Raw genomic sequence first — 16,519 nt, forward strand, 5'->3', positions numbered from 1 at the left:
ATGACCATCGTGCTTCGGCATGCCCGTGCGGCGTTCGCGGCCGGCCTGTTCGCCCTGGCCGGGATCGCCACCGGGATGACGGGGGCGGCCCAGGCCCAGACGCAGCTGACGCTGCTCGTCAGCAGCTCGTCCAACAACCAGGCCCTCGCCGAGGGTCTGGTCGCGGATTTCGAGGCCGCGAACCCGGACATCGACATCGAGATCGAGACCCGGCCGGGCGGCGGCGAGGGCGACAACATCGTCAAGACCCGGCTCGCCACCGGCGCGATGGCCGACATCTTCTACTACAACTCCGGCTCGCTGTTCCGGGCGATCAACCCGCAGAAGAACCTGGTCGACCTGACCGACGAGCCCTGGCAGGCGGATGTCGACGACAGCTTCAAGGCCGTGGTCACGGCGGGCGGCCGCCTCTACGGCGCCCCGGCCGAAGCGGTGATGGCCGGCGGCATCTTCTACAACCGCAAGATCTACGCCCAGCTCGGCCTCGAGGTGCCGAAGAGCTGGGACCAGTTCATGGCCAACAACGAGAAGATCAAGGCGGCCGGGATCCCGCCGGTGATCCAGACCTACCGCGATACCTGGACCTCGCAGCTTCTGCTGCTGGCCGACTTCTTCAACGTCCAGGCCGCCGAGCCGGATTTCGCCGAGCGCTACACGTCCAACCAGGCCAAGTTCGCGACCTCCCCGGCCGCCCGCAAAGGCTTCGAGCGACTGGAGGCGGTACACGCCGCCGGCTTCCAGAACGAGGATTTCGGCGCCGCCAGCTACGAGGACGGTCTGCGCATGCTGGCGGACGGGGAGGGGGCGCATTACCCGATGCTGACCTTCGCCATCGGCGCGCTGGCGGCCACATATCCCGACCAGCTCGGCGACATCGGCTTCTTCGCCCAGCCGGGCGACGATCCCGCCCGCAACGGGCTGACCGTCTGGCTGCCGGCCGGCTTCTATATCCCGGCGGCCAGCCCGAACATCGAGGCGGCGAAAAGGTTCCTGGCCTTCGTCGCCAGCCCGGCGGGATGCGCGGCGGAGCTCAAGGCCCTGGGCGCCGTCGGCCCCTTCCGGATCAGGAGCTGCACGCTGCCGGAGACGATGCCGCCGGCGGTCAAGGACATGCTGCCCTATTTCGCGGATCGGGCCCGGAACGCGCCGGCGCTGGAATTCGTCTCGCCGGTGAAGGGCCCGGCGCTGGAGCAGATCACGGTCGAGGTCGGCTCCGGCATCCGCCCCGCCGCCGACGCCGCGGCGCTGTACGACGAGGACGTGCGCAAGCAGGCCCAGCAGCTCGGCCTGGCCGGGTGGTAGGCGGCGGATGTTCAAGCGACGATGGGTACGGAAACGCATTGCCTCTCCCGCTTGCGGGAGAGGTCGGGCTCGCGAAGCGAGACCGGGTGAGGGGGCGTCACGGTCTCGCCGAGAGAACGGCCTTGTCGCAGATGAGCGGATGATCCGCACATAGTTCTGAAGCCTTGGTTCCTGGGATCGCGGCCGCTTGCCCTCACCCGGAGCCGCTGGCGCGGCTCCGACCTCTCCCGCAAGTGGGAGAGGCAATCGGAGCGCGGTCAGGGGAGTTGCAAATACATCGATCGCAGGAGAGGGACGCCCGTGGCAGACATAACCCGCAGCATGCCGCTCGATCTCGCTCCCGCGCCCCGGCGCCGGCCCGGGTCGCCCTATCCGGCCTGGTTCTACCTGCCGGCGGCGGTCATCTATGGCGGGCTGTTCCTGCTGCCGACCTTCTCCTCGCTCTATTTCAGCCTGACGCGCTGGACGCTGTTCGAATCCACCTTCATCGGCCTCGACAACTTCGCCCAGTTCCTGCGCGAGCCCTTCCTGCTGCAGGGGCTGGTCAACACCGTGATCTTCGCGATCACCACCTCCGGCCTGAAGGTGGTGCTGGGCCTCGCTCTCGCCGTGCTGCTGACCTCGCAGATCCTGGCGCGCGGCTTCCTGCGCTCGGTGGTGTTCTTCCCGGTGCTGGTGTCGACCGTCGGCGTCGGCATCACCTTCACGGTGCTGATGCATCCGACCCAGGGCGCGATCAACGAGGCCCTGGCGGTGCTCGGCATCAAGGGGCCGGGCTGGCTGACCGACCCCGGCCTCGCCATCTTCTCCGTCGCCCTGGTCGATGTCTGGAAGGGCGTCGGGCTGGCCACGGTGATCTTCATCGCCGGCATCGTCTCGATCCCGCGCGAATACCACGACGCGGCACGGGTCGACGGCGCCGGCCCCTGGCAGCGCTTCCGCCGGATCACCCTGCCGCTGTGCCGGCCGGCCACCGTCACCGTGATCACCCTCAGCTTCATCGGCGGCCTCAGGACCTTCGACCTGATCTGGACCATGACCCGCGGCGGACCGGGCTTCTCCTCCGACGTCATCGCCTCGGTCATCTACAAGCAGTACCAGGCCGGCTTCTACGGCCTGTCGACCGCCGGCAACGTGGTGCTGTTCCTGCTGATCGCCGGGCTGGCGGTGCCGCTGACCCGCTTCCTCAACCGCAAGGAGGGCCATGAATGAGCGCGCTGCGCCGCTACGGGGGCAGCGCCGCGGCCGTCCTGGCCGCGGGTCTGGTGTTCCTGGTCCCCTTCGCCTTCATCCTGCTGACCGCGGTGAAGGACCGCCGGCAGGCGGCGCGGCTCGACTTCTCCTGGCCGACCGGCTTCCACGCCTGGGACAACCTTGTCCAGGTGGTCACCGCTCGGAACTGGATGGTGGTCACCGCCTTCGTCAACTCGACCATCCTCACGGTCGGCGCCGTCACCCTGCTGGTGATCCTCGGCGCCATGGTCGGCTTCGTGCTGCAGCGCCGCAGCACGCGCTGGACCGGCCTCGTCAACTTCCTGGTGCTGGCCGGGCTGATGATGCCGCCGGCGGTGGTGCCGACGATCTGGCTGCTGCAGGGCCTCGGCCTGTTCGGCACGCTGCACGGGCTGGTGCTGATCGAGGTGGCCTACCACCTCTCCTTCTGCATCCTGCTCTATCGGGCCTTCATCGCCACGATCCCGCGCGAGCTGGACGAGGCCGCGATCATCGACGGCGCCCGCCCGCTGGCCATCTTCTTCCGGGTGATCCTGCCGCTGCTGTGGCCGGTCACGGTGACGGTGATCGTCGTGCAGTCGGTGGCGATCTTCAACGACTTCGTCAACCCGCTCTACTACTTGCCGGGCAACAAGAACGCCACGGTGCAGCTGACGCTCTACAATTTCCAGAGCCAGTACAACACGTCGTACAACCTGCTGTTCATGGATATCGTGCTGATCACGATCCCGCCGCTGCTGGTGTTCCTCTTCCTCAACCGCCAGATCGTGGCCGGGATGACGGCCGGGGCGGTGAAGGGGTGACCGGCGCGACGTACCCCCAGCCGTCATTGCGAGGAGGCGAAGCCGACGAAGCAATCCAGGGGCCGGTGCGAGCCGCCCTGGATTGCTTCGCTGCGCTCGCAATGACGATCAACTCATCGACTCGCCAACTCACACGTCCTCCGTCTCCGCGATCTCGGCCAGCCGGTCGCGGTCCCGCAGCACCAGGGCGCCGTTCTCGCGGCTCAGGGTGCCGTCCTGCAACCAGCGGCCGATCTGGACATTGACCTTGGACCGGCTGGCCCCGATCAGGAGGCCGAGGTCACGCTGCGACAGCGTCCGCGGCAGCCGCGGCGCTCGCCCCGGCGCCGTCTGCTCGGCCTCGCTCAGGGCCAGCAGCAGCCGGGCCAGGCGCGCCGACAGGTTCAGCAGCGCCACGCCTTCCAGCTGGTCGCTGGTCCGGCGCAGCCGGGTGGTCAGCAGTTCCATCATCTGCAGGCAGGCCTCCGGCGACTGCTTCAGCATCCGGCGCAGATCGCGCCCGTCGATCACCTGCAGCCGGCAGTCGCCCAGCGCCACCGCATCGGCGCTGCGCCCGCGGCCGTCCAGCGCCGAGACCTCGCCGAACATCTCGCCTTCGCCGAGAATCCCCAGCAGGATCTCCCGCCCCTGGCGCGAGATCAGGCGCAGGGCCACCCGGCCGGACAGGACGACCATGATGCTGTCGCCCGGATCGCCGCGCAGGAAGATGGTCTCGCCGTCGGCGTAGCGCCGCTCGGTCAGCCGCATCGGGGCGGCATCCCGCATCGCCGGCACCCCGGCCGGGCGAGCGGAGGTCCAGGACATGACATAGTTCACGGGTCGGCTCCAGCGATGGCGGCTCGGCGACGCGGCCCGGGATGCGGGCCGCGGCCTGCATCCCGGCGGTTCTCCGGCCGGCGATCTGTTGGCATTCGGAAGGCCGGCTGCGGCGGTGTTCGGCCCGCCGGCACAGCGTCTCGTGATGTCTGGAATTGTCCGCAACCGGGGCGGCCGGCTCAATACACCAAAAATAAGGTATCGTCGGGACGCGGGGTCAGGCTCCGGCGGCCTCGGCCTTCAGCCAGTCCACGAAGCGCCGCACCGGCGGCCAGTCGGCCACGGCGGGCAGGGTCACGGCATAGTGGCTCCAGTTGGTCGGGATCTCGGCGTCCAGCAGGCGCTGCAGGCGGCCGCGGCGCAGATCCTCCTCGACCAGCGTCCGGCGGGCGATGGCGACGCCGAGCCCGTTCACCGCCGCCTCCAGCGTCAGCAGCGACCCGTTCAGGTTCATGCCGTCATGGACCGCGTCGGGCGGCAGGCCGTTGACCTCGAACCAATGCTGCCAATGCGCGCCGCTCTGGTCGTCCCGGGCGGTGGTGTCGATCAGGCGGTCCAGGCGCAGGATGTCGGCCGGCGCGGCGACCGGCCCCTTCGCCGCCATGTAGTCCGGGCTGGCGACCGGGAAGATCGCATCGTCCATCAGCCGCTCGACCCGCAGGTTGGGATAGGCGCCGCCGCCGAAGCGCAGGGCGATGTCGACGGTGCGCTGCGACAGGTCGGCCAGGGCCAGCTCGGCGATGATGTCGATATCGATCTCGGGGTGCAGCGCGCGGAACCGCTGCAGCCGCGGGGCCAGCCAGCGCACGGCGTGCGACGGGATGGCGCTGACCCTGAGGCGGGCCCGCCCGCGCCGGTCGACGCCGGCGACGGTGCGGCGGATCTCCTGCAGCGCCCGGCCCATCCCGGCGGCCAGGGCCTCGCCCTCGAAGGTCGGCTCGACCCGGCGGACATGCCGCACCAGCAGCGCCACGCCCAACTCCGCCTCCAGATCGGCGACCCGGTGGCTGACGGCGCTGGCGGTGACGGCCAGCTCCTCGGCCGCGCGCTTGAAGCTGCCCAGCCGCGCCACCGCCTCGAAGGCGCGGAGGGAATCGAGCGGCGGCAGCCGCCTCATCGCCGGCGGTCCGGAGGGGTCGCGAGCGTCGCCAGCCTCATGGATGAGCCCGCCTCATGCATTGATGCGGAAATGATCGCTTGTCCGGCAGGTCGTGCCAAGTCATAGCGCTATGGAACCGGCCCGGTCTGCGTGCGGGGCTCGCAGCCGGACCGGATTCATGCGGGGACTTCGGGATGTCCGGATGTGACCGGCGTAACATTGAGATCGCCTCTCATACGCAATCCTGCGCGGCGTGTCGCCGGCGCCGATGCCGCCGTTCAGGCGCCGGGCGCCGCATCCCGATGAGGGCCGATGCTCGTTCGTCCTGACCCGTCCGCCGCCCGCCGATCCGCGATCCGGGCTCCACCTCCCGGCCGGAGCCGGCGGCGGGCCGATCCGCGCATCCCGCCGTCGTCTCCGCCCTGCGACGACGACATCCTCAGGCTGGTCGGCCAGGTCTACGACGCCGCCATCGGCGGCGAGGCGTGGGAGACGGTGGTGACCCGCCTGCGGGACCTGCTGGGCGGCGAATCCGGGGCGCTGTTCCGGGCGGGCTACGCCGCGCCGGCGGAGCGCGCGGTCCATGTCGGCTGCGATCCGGCCTTCATCCCGCCCTACAACGACCATTACCACCGGATGTCGCCGACCCTGCCGATCATATCCCGGCTGCCGGCCGGATCGGTCCGCACCAACCACATGCTGGTGCCGGAGGCGGTCTATGCAAGGACGGAATTCTACAACGACCATATCCGGCCGCAGGGCAAGCACAGCATCGTGTTCTGGGTCGGGGACGGCGACGGGCTCGACCGGAAGTTCTTCTGCCTGTGGCGGCAGCGGTGGCAGCCGGCCTGGGAAGCGTCGGCGTTCCGCGTGCTGGGCGCGGTCGGGCGGCGCCTCGCCCGGGCGCTGGAGATAGAGCATCGCCTCGCCGCCGGCCCGCCCCGATCCGCGGCTGCGGCGGGCCTTCTGGCGCCGCAGGAGCGCGCCTGCCTCGCCGGTGTCGCCCGCGGCGCGTCGAGCAAGCAGATCGCCCGGCGGCTCGGCCTGTCGATGCACACGGTCAACGCCTATCTCGCCTCGACCCGGCGCAAGCTGAAGGCCGCCAGCCGCAGCGAGGCCGTCGCCATGGCGCTGTCCGCGGGGCTGATCGATGGCTGAGCCGATGCGGCCGCCAAGCCAGGACGCGCTCTCGGCCGTGATCGCGCAGGCCTATGACGCCGCGCTCGGCCGCGAGAGCTGGCCGGACCTGCTGTCCCGCCTGGCCGACCTGCTCGGCTCCGACTCTTCGGTGGTGCTGCATCCGACCGGAACGCCGCTGCCGCGGGACCAGGCGGTCCGCCTCCGCGTCGATCCCGGCTTCGTGCCGCTCTACAACGCGCATTACCACGCCACCTGGCCGGTGCTGCCGATGCTGCCGCGGCTGCCGGCCGGCACGGTCTTCGTCGACCGCATGCTGGTGCCGGACAGCGCCTTCCTGCGGAGCGAGTTCTACAACGACTATGCGCGGCCGCAGGGCCGGCACAGCGGCCTCCACTGGGTGGATGTCGGCGGCGACGGGCTGGGGGCTCATCTCTCCGTCTGGCGCACCCGCCGCCGGCCGGGCTGGGGCGAGGCCGAAGCCCGGCTGCTGCGCCATATCGGCCCGCATCTCGGCCGGGCGCTGGCCGTCGCGCGGCGGCTCGCCGGCCCGGCGCAGCCCCGGCCGCCGGCCGCCATCGATCCCGACCTGGTCGCGCCGCGCGAGCTCGACTGCCTCGCCTGGGTCGCCCGCGGCGCCTCCAGCAAGCAGATCGCCCGTCAGCTCGGCCTGTCGATGCACACGGTCAACGCCTATCTCGCCTCGGCCCGGCGCAAGCTGAAGGCGACCAGCCGCAGCGAGGCCGTGGCCATGGCGCTGCAGCTCGGCCTGATCGGGGCCTGACCGCCGGCCCGGCCTGTTCCCCCGGACACAAGCGCGGTCGCAAGCCTCTGCTAGAGGTTGTCTCCTCGATCGGTCGAGGCGGGAGGACGCCGGTTCGCGGCGCGCACCGGCGTCCGCGGCCGCATGCCGGCGGAGATCGGATGCATTCCATGGAGACGCCCATGACCACCACCCAGGACTGGCGCAGGGTCTATCACTTCTGGTTCCCGGACGGTCTCGACGAGGCCGATCCGGAGACGCATCTGCGGCTGCACGGCTGGTGGTTCGGCGGCGGCGCCAATGCGGCGCTGGTGCCGTTCGCCCCGATGCTGGCCGCCGCCCGGGCCGGCAGCCTGGACCACTGGCTCGACACCCCTCTCGGGCGCCTGTCGCTGATCATCGTGCTCGACCAGTTCCCGCGCGGCCTGTTCGCCGGCCGTCCGGAGGCCTATGCCGACGATCCCGCCGTGCTGCGCATCACCCGGGACGGTCTGGCGAACGGCCATTACGACGCGCTCACCAGGCCCTGGGAGCAGGTCTTCTTCCTGATGCCGCTGGCCCATGCCGAGGGGCCGGATCACGAGGCCCGGCTGAAGCAGGTGGTGGCGATGGTCGAGCGGGTGGCGGCCGAGGCGCCGCAGCGGCTGCGGCCGCAGTACCGCTTCCACGTCAGCCAGGCGCGGTCGCATCTCGAGGTGATCTCGCGCTTCGGCCGGTTTCCCCATCGCAACCCGATCCTCGGCCGCGCCTCGACGCCGGAGGAGGCGGCCTATCTGGCGAAGGGCGACTTCGTCCATCTGCGGCGGCCGCCCGGGCTCGACCATGAGGAGACGCACTGAAACCGGAAGCCGACCGCAAGCCTGTCAAACAACCATGGCGGCGGAGACCGCAGCCTCCAGGCAGAACGGCCCCTGTGAGCGCCTCACGGCCACGCCTTCGTGTCCGGATTTTCTTCGATCAGGGAGCAGTGGAGTGTGATCGGCGCCTTCCGGACGTCGGCGAGCGCGCCATCGATGAAATCGCAGGCGAGGAGATTGTCAGGACCGCTCTTGCGCGCCGACGCGACGTTGAGGTTGACCTTGACCGGACCGGCGAGCCAGTCGATCCGCTTCTGGTCGACATTGGCGCCGCTGATATGGGCGCGTCCGCCCGACCCCGGGATCTCCACCTCTTCGTCCCGGGGCGTGAGATCGATCTGACCGACCTCGTCGGCGTGCTTCTCCGCGCTCCGCTTGGGATCGCCGTAGTAGGACGCGAAGGCGACGATTCCCTCCTTCCGGGCAGCGAGGGTGGCGGCGGCCTTCTCGGACAGCGTGACATTGATGTCGAAGCCCAGCGTCTCATCGGCCGCGGCAGGGAATGCCGCCAGTGCCAAGGCGCCGGCGGCAAGCATGATCCGGGCGCCATATCTGTAGGCTGATCGCATGCGGAACCCTCGTGACTGGGTGGCGGGCCATTGATCATTCGCGCTCAAAGTTCCCCTTTGAGCGCTTCACGATCGAGAAATCGCTGGTTGTCTTCGTTGTCCAGCCTCTGCTGCTGCAGCATGCATTGGTCGTAGGTTGGCGTCCCGCGCTGGATGCCGAGATTGTCGCATGCGCGCTGATAAGCCTCCCGGTCCAGATCGTCGAGCGTCTGGCAACCGCCGAGAGCCGCGAAGACGGCGGTGAGCGCGACGGCTCTGAGCAGATTTGCTGGCGCCATTTGCTTCTCCGGATTTTGGATTGGGCATCGGGGCGGAATGCAGGTCCACCTGCCTCGGCTTCTAGTCATTGATGGCGATGATCCGCACCTCCGATTTATTGCATGTCGCGTCGTTGCAGATGCCGCTGAACCACACCACTCCGTCGCCGATCATCACGCCCTGCCAGTTGGCAAACAGTGTCTCATAGGTTTGCTTGGCGACAGCGTTCTTCACCTTGGGCGTGATGATCTGGTCGTAGTCGGCCACGAAGTGTTCTTTGTCTCTGAGCTTCACCGCTTTCCCATTGATGCGAGCCTGAAAAGGATAATCGACCATCGAGGCGACCGTTTCCTTGTCACTCTCGGCGATGGCCTTCTTCAGCTCCGTGAAGAATCGCTCATAGGGTTTGTGATCGCCGAACAGAGAATCGAGAGTGCTGTTCACTTCGGCCACGCTCTGCGCGCCGGCCGGACCGGGACTGCCGACCGACAGGCAAACGGCTGAAGCCAGAGCAATGAGCAGCTGTCGCACGTCAAGCCTCCGATGAACGGACATTTCTTCCATCTCTCCCCTCTGGAAAGCCAAGCCCGACCAGCCGGTTCCGGCCGATCCGGATAGTTCAACAATCACTGTCAGGATTCAAGCAAACAGCTCCGCCTCCGGGTCATTGTGGCCTCTAGGCTTGATTGGCGACATATTCGAAGAAGGGGTTTGGTTGAATTTTTATAAAATTCTTCACAGAACGGAAGGATGGCGATCTCAATTCTAGTGCTGTCGAAAACCGGTTCACTTTTGGAATGGGCGTTGCTTTCTTCGTATCGATTCGTTCTGCTTGGGGAGATTGGTGAGATCTGCGCTTCTTTCCTGGAAGCAATTGGCCAATCGGGCGAAAGCGCGTCGGGGCACCCGTCGCCCGCGAACCGGAATTGGAAGGGGGGTAACCATGCGCTCGAAATCGAAGGCAGTCCGCGTCCTGGCGACGACGGCATTGGTCACGCCGCAGATCTCGCTCGCCCAGCAGGCAACCCTGTCCGTCCCGGTGGCAAACGATGCCGAGTACGCTCGGAACTGGGGCGTGCCGATGATCAACGCGCTTCCCGCCTATCGGCTCGGCTATACAGGCAAGGGTGTCGTCGTCGCCGTGATCGACACGGGGCTCGACATCAACCATCCCGAATTCGCCGGCCGCGTGTCCGATGCTCTGCGAAATTTCGGGCAGTCGCTCGCGCCGGGTGATGTCCAGGATGGAAACGGGCACGGCACGCATGTCGGCGGCATCATCGGGGCCGCGCGCGACGGCCGGGGCATGCAGGGCGTGGCGTACGAGGCCACCCTCCTGCCGCTCCGCACGATCGTCGACGATCGGGTCGACGATGCGGAGGCCAAGGCCATCGAGTACGCCGCGCGCCACGGCGCCACGGTGATCAGCGGCAGTTATGGTCCTGAGACGCTGGAGAAGCAGATCCAGGACAAGAACGGCAACTGGAAAGACAATCCTCATTATCGGCAGCTCGGCTACCAGCCGATCTACGACGATCCGGCCAGTCTGATCGCCAACTACGAGGCGCTGAAGAAAGCCGCTGCCGCCGACGTCGTGATGGTCTTTGCGGCGGGCAATGAGTACAGCAACCAGCCGGTTGCGTCCGCCATGCCCGACGGCAACGGCATGTTGCCGCTGATCACGCCGGAGAATACGGCGGCCAACAAGCTCTACAAGTTTGTCGACATCTCCTACAGCGACAATGCCGACAGGAACAACCCCAACACCTACAGGTTCATCTCGCCGACGGATCCGTCCGTCGCCAAGCTGGACTTCTCCGATCTGAAGGGCTCGCTGATCGCCGTCGTCGCCGTCGATCGCGACGGCAAGATCGCGAGCTACAGCAACCGGTGCGGGCTCGCGGCGGAGTGGTGTCTCGCGGCGCCCGGCGGCGAGGACCCGGAGGAGGATCCGTCTGTCGGCATCTATTCGACCTGGCCGGGTGGGGGCTACAAGCCCGACGACGGAACGTCGATGGCCACACCGCATGTCTCGGGAGCCGTGGCGGTGGTCCGGTCCGCCTTCCCCTACATGAACGCCCGGCAGACCATCGAGACCATATTGACCTCGGCCACCGACATCGGGTCCCCCGAGACCTACGGCCAGGGCCTGCTCAACCTGGGCGCGGCCGTCGGCGGGCCGATGGAGTTCCGCTATGCGGGCGTCTTCGACGTCGACACGAAAGGCTACTCGTCGGTTTGGTCGAATCCGATCTCGGGCCCTGGCGACCTGACGAAGCGCGGCGCGGGCACGCTCGTCCTCAGCGGCGACAGCAGCTATACCGGACCGACAACCATCCTTGGCGGCACGCTCGCGGTCGACGGCAGCATCGTCTCGCGGGTCGGCGTCGCAGGCGCGGGCACGCTCGCCGGATCGGGGACGGTCGGATCGCTGACGGTGGGGCAGGGCGGCGCCGTCGCACCGGGAAGCGGCCTCGATCCTGCCAGGGCGGTCGGCGCATTGGCGGTGAACGGCGATCTCGTGCAGCGGGCCGGCTCCACCTACGAGGCCGGCATCGCGCCCGGCAAGTCGTCCGACCTCATCGACGTCTCCGGCAGCGCGACGCTCGACCGCGGCGCCGATGTCGAGGTCGTGCGGCAGGGCGCAGGCCGCTTCGCGACCGACACCCGCTATACCCTGCTGACGGCCGATGGAGGCATCATCGGCACCTATGGCGGCCTTACCGGTTCGCCGGTCGTGGACCTGCCCTTCCTCGACTTCGCCCTGGCTTACGACCCGACCAACGTCTTCCTCGACATCGACCGCTCCGGCACAGCCTTCGCCGATGTGGCCGCGACGTCCAATCAGCGCGCGGTCGCAGCCAGGGCGGAGGAGTTGGGGACGGGCGACACCATCCACGACGCGATCCTCAACCTGACGAGGGCGGAATCGCGGGCGGCCTTCGACAGCCTGTCCGGCGAGATCCACGCCTCTGTTGCCGGTGCGCTGGTCGAGGACAGCCATTTCGTGCGCGACGCGGCCAACGACCGGCTCCGCGCCGCCTTCGATCCCCTCCGAGGCCCGGGCGCCCCGCTCCTGGCCGATGCCTCCGGCGCCGGCGCGCCGGAGGCGCCGGATGCCCCGACCGGCCGGATCTCGGCCTGGACCCGGGCCTTCGGCGGGTGGGGTCATCTCGACGGCGACGGCAATGCGGCGCGGCTCGACCGCGGCACCGCCGGCTTCCTGATCGGCGGCGACACGCCGATCGCCGACAGGTGGCGGGTCGGCCTGCTGGCCGGCTACAGCCGCTCTTCCTTCGATGTGAACCGGCGCTCATCGACCGGGTCGAGCGACAACTACCATCTGGGCCTCTACGGCGGCTCGCAGTGGGGCGGGCTCGGTTTCCGCACCGGCGTCGCCTATTCCTGGCACGAGGTCGACACCAGCCGGCATATCGGCTTCGGCGACTATTCCGCCGGCCTCGACGCGGACTACGGCGCCGGCACGTTCCAGGCCTTCGGCGAGCTCGGCTATCGGATCGACGCGGGGAGCGCCTTCTTCGAGCCCTTCGCCAATCTCGCCCATGTCCGGGTGGAGACCGACAGCTTCGAGGAGCATGGCGGGACGGCGGCACTCCGCGGCGACGGCGACACCACGGACGAGACCTTCACCACGCTCGGGCTGCGCGCGTCGAGCAGCTTCCTCCTCGCGGACGTGACGATGATGGTCCATGGAACGGCCGCCTGGCGGCATGCGTACGGGGACCTGACGCCGGAGGCTTCGCTCCGTTTCGCGGGAGGCGATGCCTTCAGCATCGCCGGCGCGCCGATCGCCCGGGACGCAGCCGTGATCGAAGCCGGCTTCGACGCGGGCGTCACCAATGCGGTGTCGCTCGGCGCGTCCTACGGCGGGGAGATCGCCGCTGGCGCCCAGGAGCATGGCTTCACCGCCAGGCTTCGCGTGAGGTTCTGATCCGGCCGGCGGCCAAGTGCCGCGAAGGAAGCCCGGCCGCCGGTTCCCCGTTCGAGGTTCAGGCCCGTTCCGCCGCGGCAGTGCGGCCCCGGACCGCGCTGACCAGGGCGAACGCGCCGCAGCAGCAGGCGGCGAAGAGGGGCAGGCCCTGGCCGGACAGCTCCATCGCCAGCCCCGCCAAGGACGGCCCGGCGAGCGCGCCGAGCCCTCGCCGTCGTCCTCGGCGGCGAACTGAACCGGCGGCAGCCCCTCGACCGCCGGCGGGTGGGCGCCTAGGAAGCCGACATGCTTGAGGTACCAGGTGCCGGGCACCGGGTTGGATTTCGCATCCGGCGGGAGAAGCAGGCGGAAACGTTGGAGTAGCGCCCGTCATTGACGAGCTGGGTGAAGGCGGCCTCGACCCGCTCGGGCGCGACCCGCAGCGTGTTGCCCTTGGCCTCGACCTTTCCGACCCAGCCCCAGGCCGGATCTTCGATCTTGGGATAGCCGATGACGAGCGGAGCGGGCCGCAGCGCCGGGTCATACGCGGCGGCCGACGCCGCCAGATCCTCCGCCGTGATCGTGACGTTGGCGCCGCTGGCATCCGTGCGGGTGCCGGCGCGGAAGGCGTCGAAGGGATTGAGCGGGGCGTTGGGCACAGGCGAACCTCGATCGGAACGGGATCGAGGGCTGTGATAGTTTGGGAGGCCCCGGTGTAAGCTGGCCCAATCGTTGGGGCAGAGCGCCCCTCCAGGGTGGCCTCAGGCTGCCATCGCGTAGGGGCTATGTCCAATGCGCCCGCAGGATCGACGCTAACGGGGGGCTAACGGGCTTAGGACGCGCATTCAGATCATCATTGGGGGTTCGGAGCCAAAGAGGCTTGGCGCCCGCCCGCGTCCGTCTCGTCTCGGCGGTTCTTAGGGTCCATCAGCCACATATTCATCGCCATACGTTCACAATAGACGTCGAGCAAATCATCGCGCTTGAGTGTTCGAAGCTCTTCGATTTCGGGGGGATCCCCAATGAATTCGAGCAGCTTCTCGCGCGTAGTTCCCCGGTAGGCGTCGTAGAAAAAGTCAAATGCGTCGAGTGGGCTGCTGATGCCCTTCGGAACGTTCTTTACCACCCCAAAGAACGTCTCCGGAGACCGCCTGTAAGCGGCCAACTCGGCATCAGTCAAAGGCATTGTGACCATGTTATGCATGCCATCGTCGGTTCTCAATATTGCCGAGACAAGCTTTTCTGCCTCCAACACCGTCGCCTCGACTAGAACTCCGGCCATTTCCTTGCCGTCATGGTTAAATAGGTATGAATTTCCAATCAATATTCGCTCCGTTCGTTCTTCGGAAAACGCCTCTTCAGGGAGGCTGCCGTCGAAGGTGCTCGGAATCTCTGCGTGTTGCTCCAGAGCCTTGAAGAGCATCCACATTTCGATATGCCGGCGCCGCCCCTGAACTGCATCCAATAGGCGTTTGGCATTACGGCCAGGCGGAAAGTCAGGAATCTTAAACCCCCAGACGAGCACCTCCTTTGGGCCGGCTACCTCTTCGAGGTGGTGCATGTACGGCCGGTTTGTGATGAACAGGTATGCGGGCGGTGCTGGAGAAACCGTTACCGAGCCATCAGGTTCGGTCCGCCGAATTGTGAGAGTGCCTTCAAGTTCCGCCACCTCCGCCTCGATAGATGCGAGCCAGACCGGCCTCCCGTCGACCGCGAAAGCATGGGCCCGACTCAACTCGATAAATACGATGCGTTCGTATGCGGCCTTCTTCCGGAGTGCCTGCTGAAGCTTTGTTCGAATCGTCGCCGGATGCTCTGACTTGCCGGCTAGCTTTGATCTCGCCGAAACGGCCTTAGCCTCCACTGCGAATTTCCGACCGGTATCCATGTGGGTCGCAATGAACTCGCAATGAGAGGAGTCGCCATCGCTCTCGTCTTCAAACTCGATCTTGAATCCAGCTCTGGCGAAGCAGCCGATGACATAGGCTTCGTATAGAGCACCCTCGAAGTTGTCCCGGTTCATTAATCGCTTCAATAGTAGCGGAGGCAATTCGGCATTATGAGCGGACAGATAAAGATCATAAGATAGCCCCAGAAGCGCGCGCACAGCCCCCGTTGCTTGAGCGCTGTAGAGTCCCGCCTCGTGCGTTACCCTATCCGACTGATTGAACTCTCCCCACATCGTTAGCCATTCGATGATAGGGTGCCGATCACCACGAGCCTTCTGGAGTTCCAGGTTGCCCCAATCTGATGGGAAAACAATGCGTAGATATGAGAGCAAAAAGTCATGAAACGTTTTCCAGTCCTTTGAGTGATACCCACGGCGCCCAACAAATACTACCCGCTGGCCAGACACCTCAACCGACATGATCGGCTTGCCGAGACCTTGCATTAGGCGACGCCTGTGCTCATTTGCGTCGGATCTGGCGAATTTTAACTGGACTTGCTTGATGAAACTCTCATCGATAGGAGAATTATCTCTTTTTGAATTGTTCAATATACAGCACTTCTTGTACTTCTTTCCGCTGCCGCAGGGGCACGGCGCGTTCCGGCCGATCTTCGCCATCGAGCACCACATTGCATGAACAGAGTGGGAGACTATATCATTGTTTTGCCGCCACGACTGAGCCGCACCGCCCGGCATCGTTAAGGCGTGGGGCAGGCCCGGGGGGGCGGGTTCCCGGCCGTAGTCATGGCGCTGATACAGCAGAACGCCCGTGCGCTGGCGATCGAGATACGAGACCGTGTCCGGCGGAAACGCCGTCGCGCCGCTCCAGCCCTGGCCCATCCAGCCGAAGGTGGCGATGCCGCCCTTCCGCCCGTCCATGTCGAACCGCCGAATGTAGCGCCGGCGCAGGCGCCATTTCGGCGCCGCGTCCTTCGGGGCGATGTTCTGCCAGTCGACCCAGATCTTGTCGGGATCGAGAATGGCCATCGCCGGGGCGAGGATCTGTCGGTGGCGATCGAACTTGGTCACCTTCAGCTCGCCCCGGCTGTTGCGGAACAGCTCTTCCGACAAGGTGATCCGAGATCCCTTCGGGTCGCGCCAGACAACGGGCTGGCCTATGTCGGCGCCGAACGGCCGCAAGAACGCGCGGACATAGTCCTCCTCCGCCAGGCCATCGGGCATCGACGTGACACCAGGGTCTCGCGGCGCCGGCATCGGAGGCGGAGACGCCGGAGCGGGCACGTCGGGCGGCGGCAGCGGCTTGCGCAGCTCGGGCGGGGTGACGCCCCGCATCCAGTTGTCGCCGAAGTCGGTGTCGATGCCCTTCGAGGTCCAGACGGTCTCGATTGAGCCGCCCGGCGCGCGCACCTCACGCGGCTCCATCTCGATCTCGGGCGGGCCGACGGTGACCTTCAGGCCGTAGCGCTCGAGGTCCCGCTCCGACAGGCTCTGAGCATGGCACCTACAATTCCACCCATTGGGCGGCCAGTGGGGGCGCCGCCACGGTTGATCGATCGACCGGATGATGTCGTGCCAGGCGTAGTGCTCGGGCCGTGACCGGGCCGAAGCACCCGCCCCGCCAAAGCGCGCGCCCGGCTACTCCCGCGGGGTGTGGCGATCCAGGCGGCGGGCCCGTCTCAGGCGGTTAACACAATGTGCAGTTGCGTTAACTCGGCATTCTCGTTCATGATATGTTCCATGCAGGAACTGCCGCCCGATCTCGACATCCAGGCGTATTGCCGCGGCCTCGCGCTGCAGCAGGTCGAGATGCTCTCGCGTCTCGCCGAGATCGGCATGCGGCTG

General features: G+C 67.2%; 14 protein-coding genes. 7 read left to right on the top strand and 7 right to left on the bottom strand.

Annotated elements, in window-relative coordinates; all coding sequences use genetic code 11:
* The 3 genes from G537_RS0128235 (at position 1) to G537_RS0128245 (ending at position 3,338) form a co-directional block, all read left to right on the top strand.
* Positions 1 to 1,302 (top strand): ABC transporter substrate-binding protein, encoded by a 1,302-nt coding sequence (locus tag G537_RS0128235; protein ID WP_026872938.1) that lies wholly within the window; start codon positions 1 to 3, stop codon positions 1,300 to 1,302.
* 300 nt (positions 1,303 to 1,602) lie between these two features.
* A complete protein-coding gene (locus G537_RS0128240; protein ID WP_211230540.1) occupies positions 1,603 to 2,514 on the top strand; it encodes a carbohydrate ABC transporter permease in 912 nt (303 codons plus the stop codon).
* Positions 2,511 to 3,338, top strand: a complete 828-nt coding sequence (locus tag G537_RS0128245) for a carbohydrate ABC transporter permease (protein ID WP_026872940.1) — start codon at positions 2,511 to 2,513, stop codon at positions 3,336 to 3,338. The genes G537_RS0128240 and G537_RS0128245 overlap by 4 nt, the downstream gene beginning before the upstream one ends.
* Before the next feature lie 129 nt (positions 3,339 to 3,467).
* Here the strand turns inward: G537_RS0128245 and G537_RS40380 are convergent, their stop codons facing one another.
* Both G537_RS40380 and G537_RS0128255 read right to left on the bottom strand, forming a co-directional pair.
* A complete protein-coding gene (locus tag G537_RS40380) occupies positions 3,468 to 4,154 on the bottom strand; it encodes a Crp/Fnr family transcriptional regulator (protein ID WP_051249240.1) in 687 nt (228 codons plus the stop codon).
* Between the two features lie 217 nt (positions 4,155 to 4,371).
* A complete protein-coding gene (locus G537_RS0128255) occupies positions 4,372 to 5,271 on the bottom strand; it encodes a LysR substrate-binding domain-containing protein (protein ID WP_026872941.1) in 900 nt (299 codons plus the stop codon).
* Between the two features lie 294 nt (positions 5,272 to 5,565).
* Here G537_RS0128255 and G537_RS42465 point away from each other — a divergent pair, with 294 nt between their 5' ends.
* The 3 genes from G537_RS42465 (at position 5,566) to G537_RS40395 (ending at position 7,992) form a co-directional block, all read left to right on the top strand.
* Complete coding sequence (locus tag G537_RS42465) at positions 5,566 to 6,411, top strand: helix-turn-helix transcriptional regulator (RefSeq protein ID WP_051249241.1); 846 nt, start codon at positions 5,566 to 5,568, stop codon at positions 6,409 to 6,411.
* Positions 6,404 to 7,174, top strand: coding sequence for a helix-turn-helix transcriptional regulator (locus G537_RS42470; RefSeq protein WP_155888817.1), 771 nt, complete (start codon positions 6,404 to 6,406; stop codon positions 7,172 to 7,174). Before G537_RS42465 ends, G537_RS42470 begins: the two co-directional genes overlap by 8 nt.
* Positions 7,175 to 7,335: 161 nt before the next feature.
* Positions 7,336 to 7,992, top strand: coding sequence for a DUF924 family protein (locus G537_RS40395; protein WP_034853327.1), 657 nt, complete (start codon positions 7,336 to 7,338; stop codon positions 7,990 to 7,992).
* Positions 7,993 to 8,075: 83 nt separating this feature from the next.
* Here G537_RS40395 and G537_RS0128275 read toward each other — a convergent pair whose 3' ends face one another.
* From G537_RS0128275 to G537_RS0128285, 3 genes are all read right to left on the bottom strand, one after another.
* Positions 8,076 to 8,579 carry a hypothetical protein gene (locus G537_RS0128275; RefSeq protein WP_026872943.1) on the bottom strand — a complete coding sequence of 168 codons (504 nt, stop codon included), beginning with the start codon at positions 8,577 to 8,579 and terminating at the stop codon, positions 8,076 to 8,078.
* Positions 8,580 to 8,623: 44 nt separating this feature from the next.
* A complete protein-coding gene (locus G537_RS0128280; RefSeq protein WP_026872944.1) occupies positions 8,624 to 8,857 on the bottom strand; it encodes a hypothetical protein in 234 nt (77 codons plus the stop codon).
* 61 nt (positions 8,858 to 8,918) lie between these two features.
* A complete protein-coding gene (locus G537_RS0128285) occupies positions 8,919 to 9,368 on the bottom strand; it encodes a hypothetical protein (protein ID WP_026872945.1) in 450 nt (149 codons plus the stop codon).
* A 412-nt stretch (positions 9,369 to 9,780) separates the two neighbouring features.
* Here G537_RS0128285 and G537_RS42475 point away from each other — a divergent pair, with 412 nt between their 5' ends.
* The gene (locus G537_RS42475; protein WP_051249243.1) at positions 9,781 to 12,789 is read left to right on the top strand and encodes an autotransporter domain-containing protein; all 3,009 of its coding nucleotides are present in this window, start codon (positions 9,781 to 9,783) and stop codon (positions 12,787 to 12,789) included.
* Between the two features lie 272 nt (positions 12,790 to 13,061).
* Here the strand turns inward: G537_RS42475 and G537_RS0128300 are convergent, their stop codons facing one another.
* Both G537_RS0128300 and G537_RS43210 read right to left on the bottom strand, forming a co-directional pair.
* Positions 13,062 to 13,427, bottom strand: coding sequence for a hypothetical protein (locus G537_RS0128300; RefSeq protein ID WP_026872947.1), 366 nt, complete (start codon positions 13,425 to 13,427; stop codon positions 13,062 to 13,064).
* A gap of 194 nt (positions 13,428 to 13,621) precedes the next feature.
* Entirely contained in the window at positions 13,622 to 16,084 is a 2,463-nt protein-coding gene (locus tag G537_RS43210) for a PBECR2 nuclease fold domain-containing protein (RefSeq protein WP_162146160.1), read from the bottom strand.
* Positions 16,085 to 16,519 lie beyond the last annotated feature (435 nt).

Origin of the sequence: Inquilinus limosus DSM 16000 (genome assembly GCF_000423185.1) — a bacterium.
Taxonomy (GTDB): domain Bacteria; phylum Pseudomonadota; class Alphaproteobacteria; order DSM-16000; family Inquilinaceae; genus Inquilinus; species Inquilinus limosus.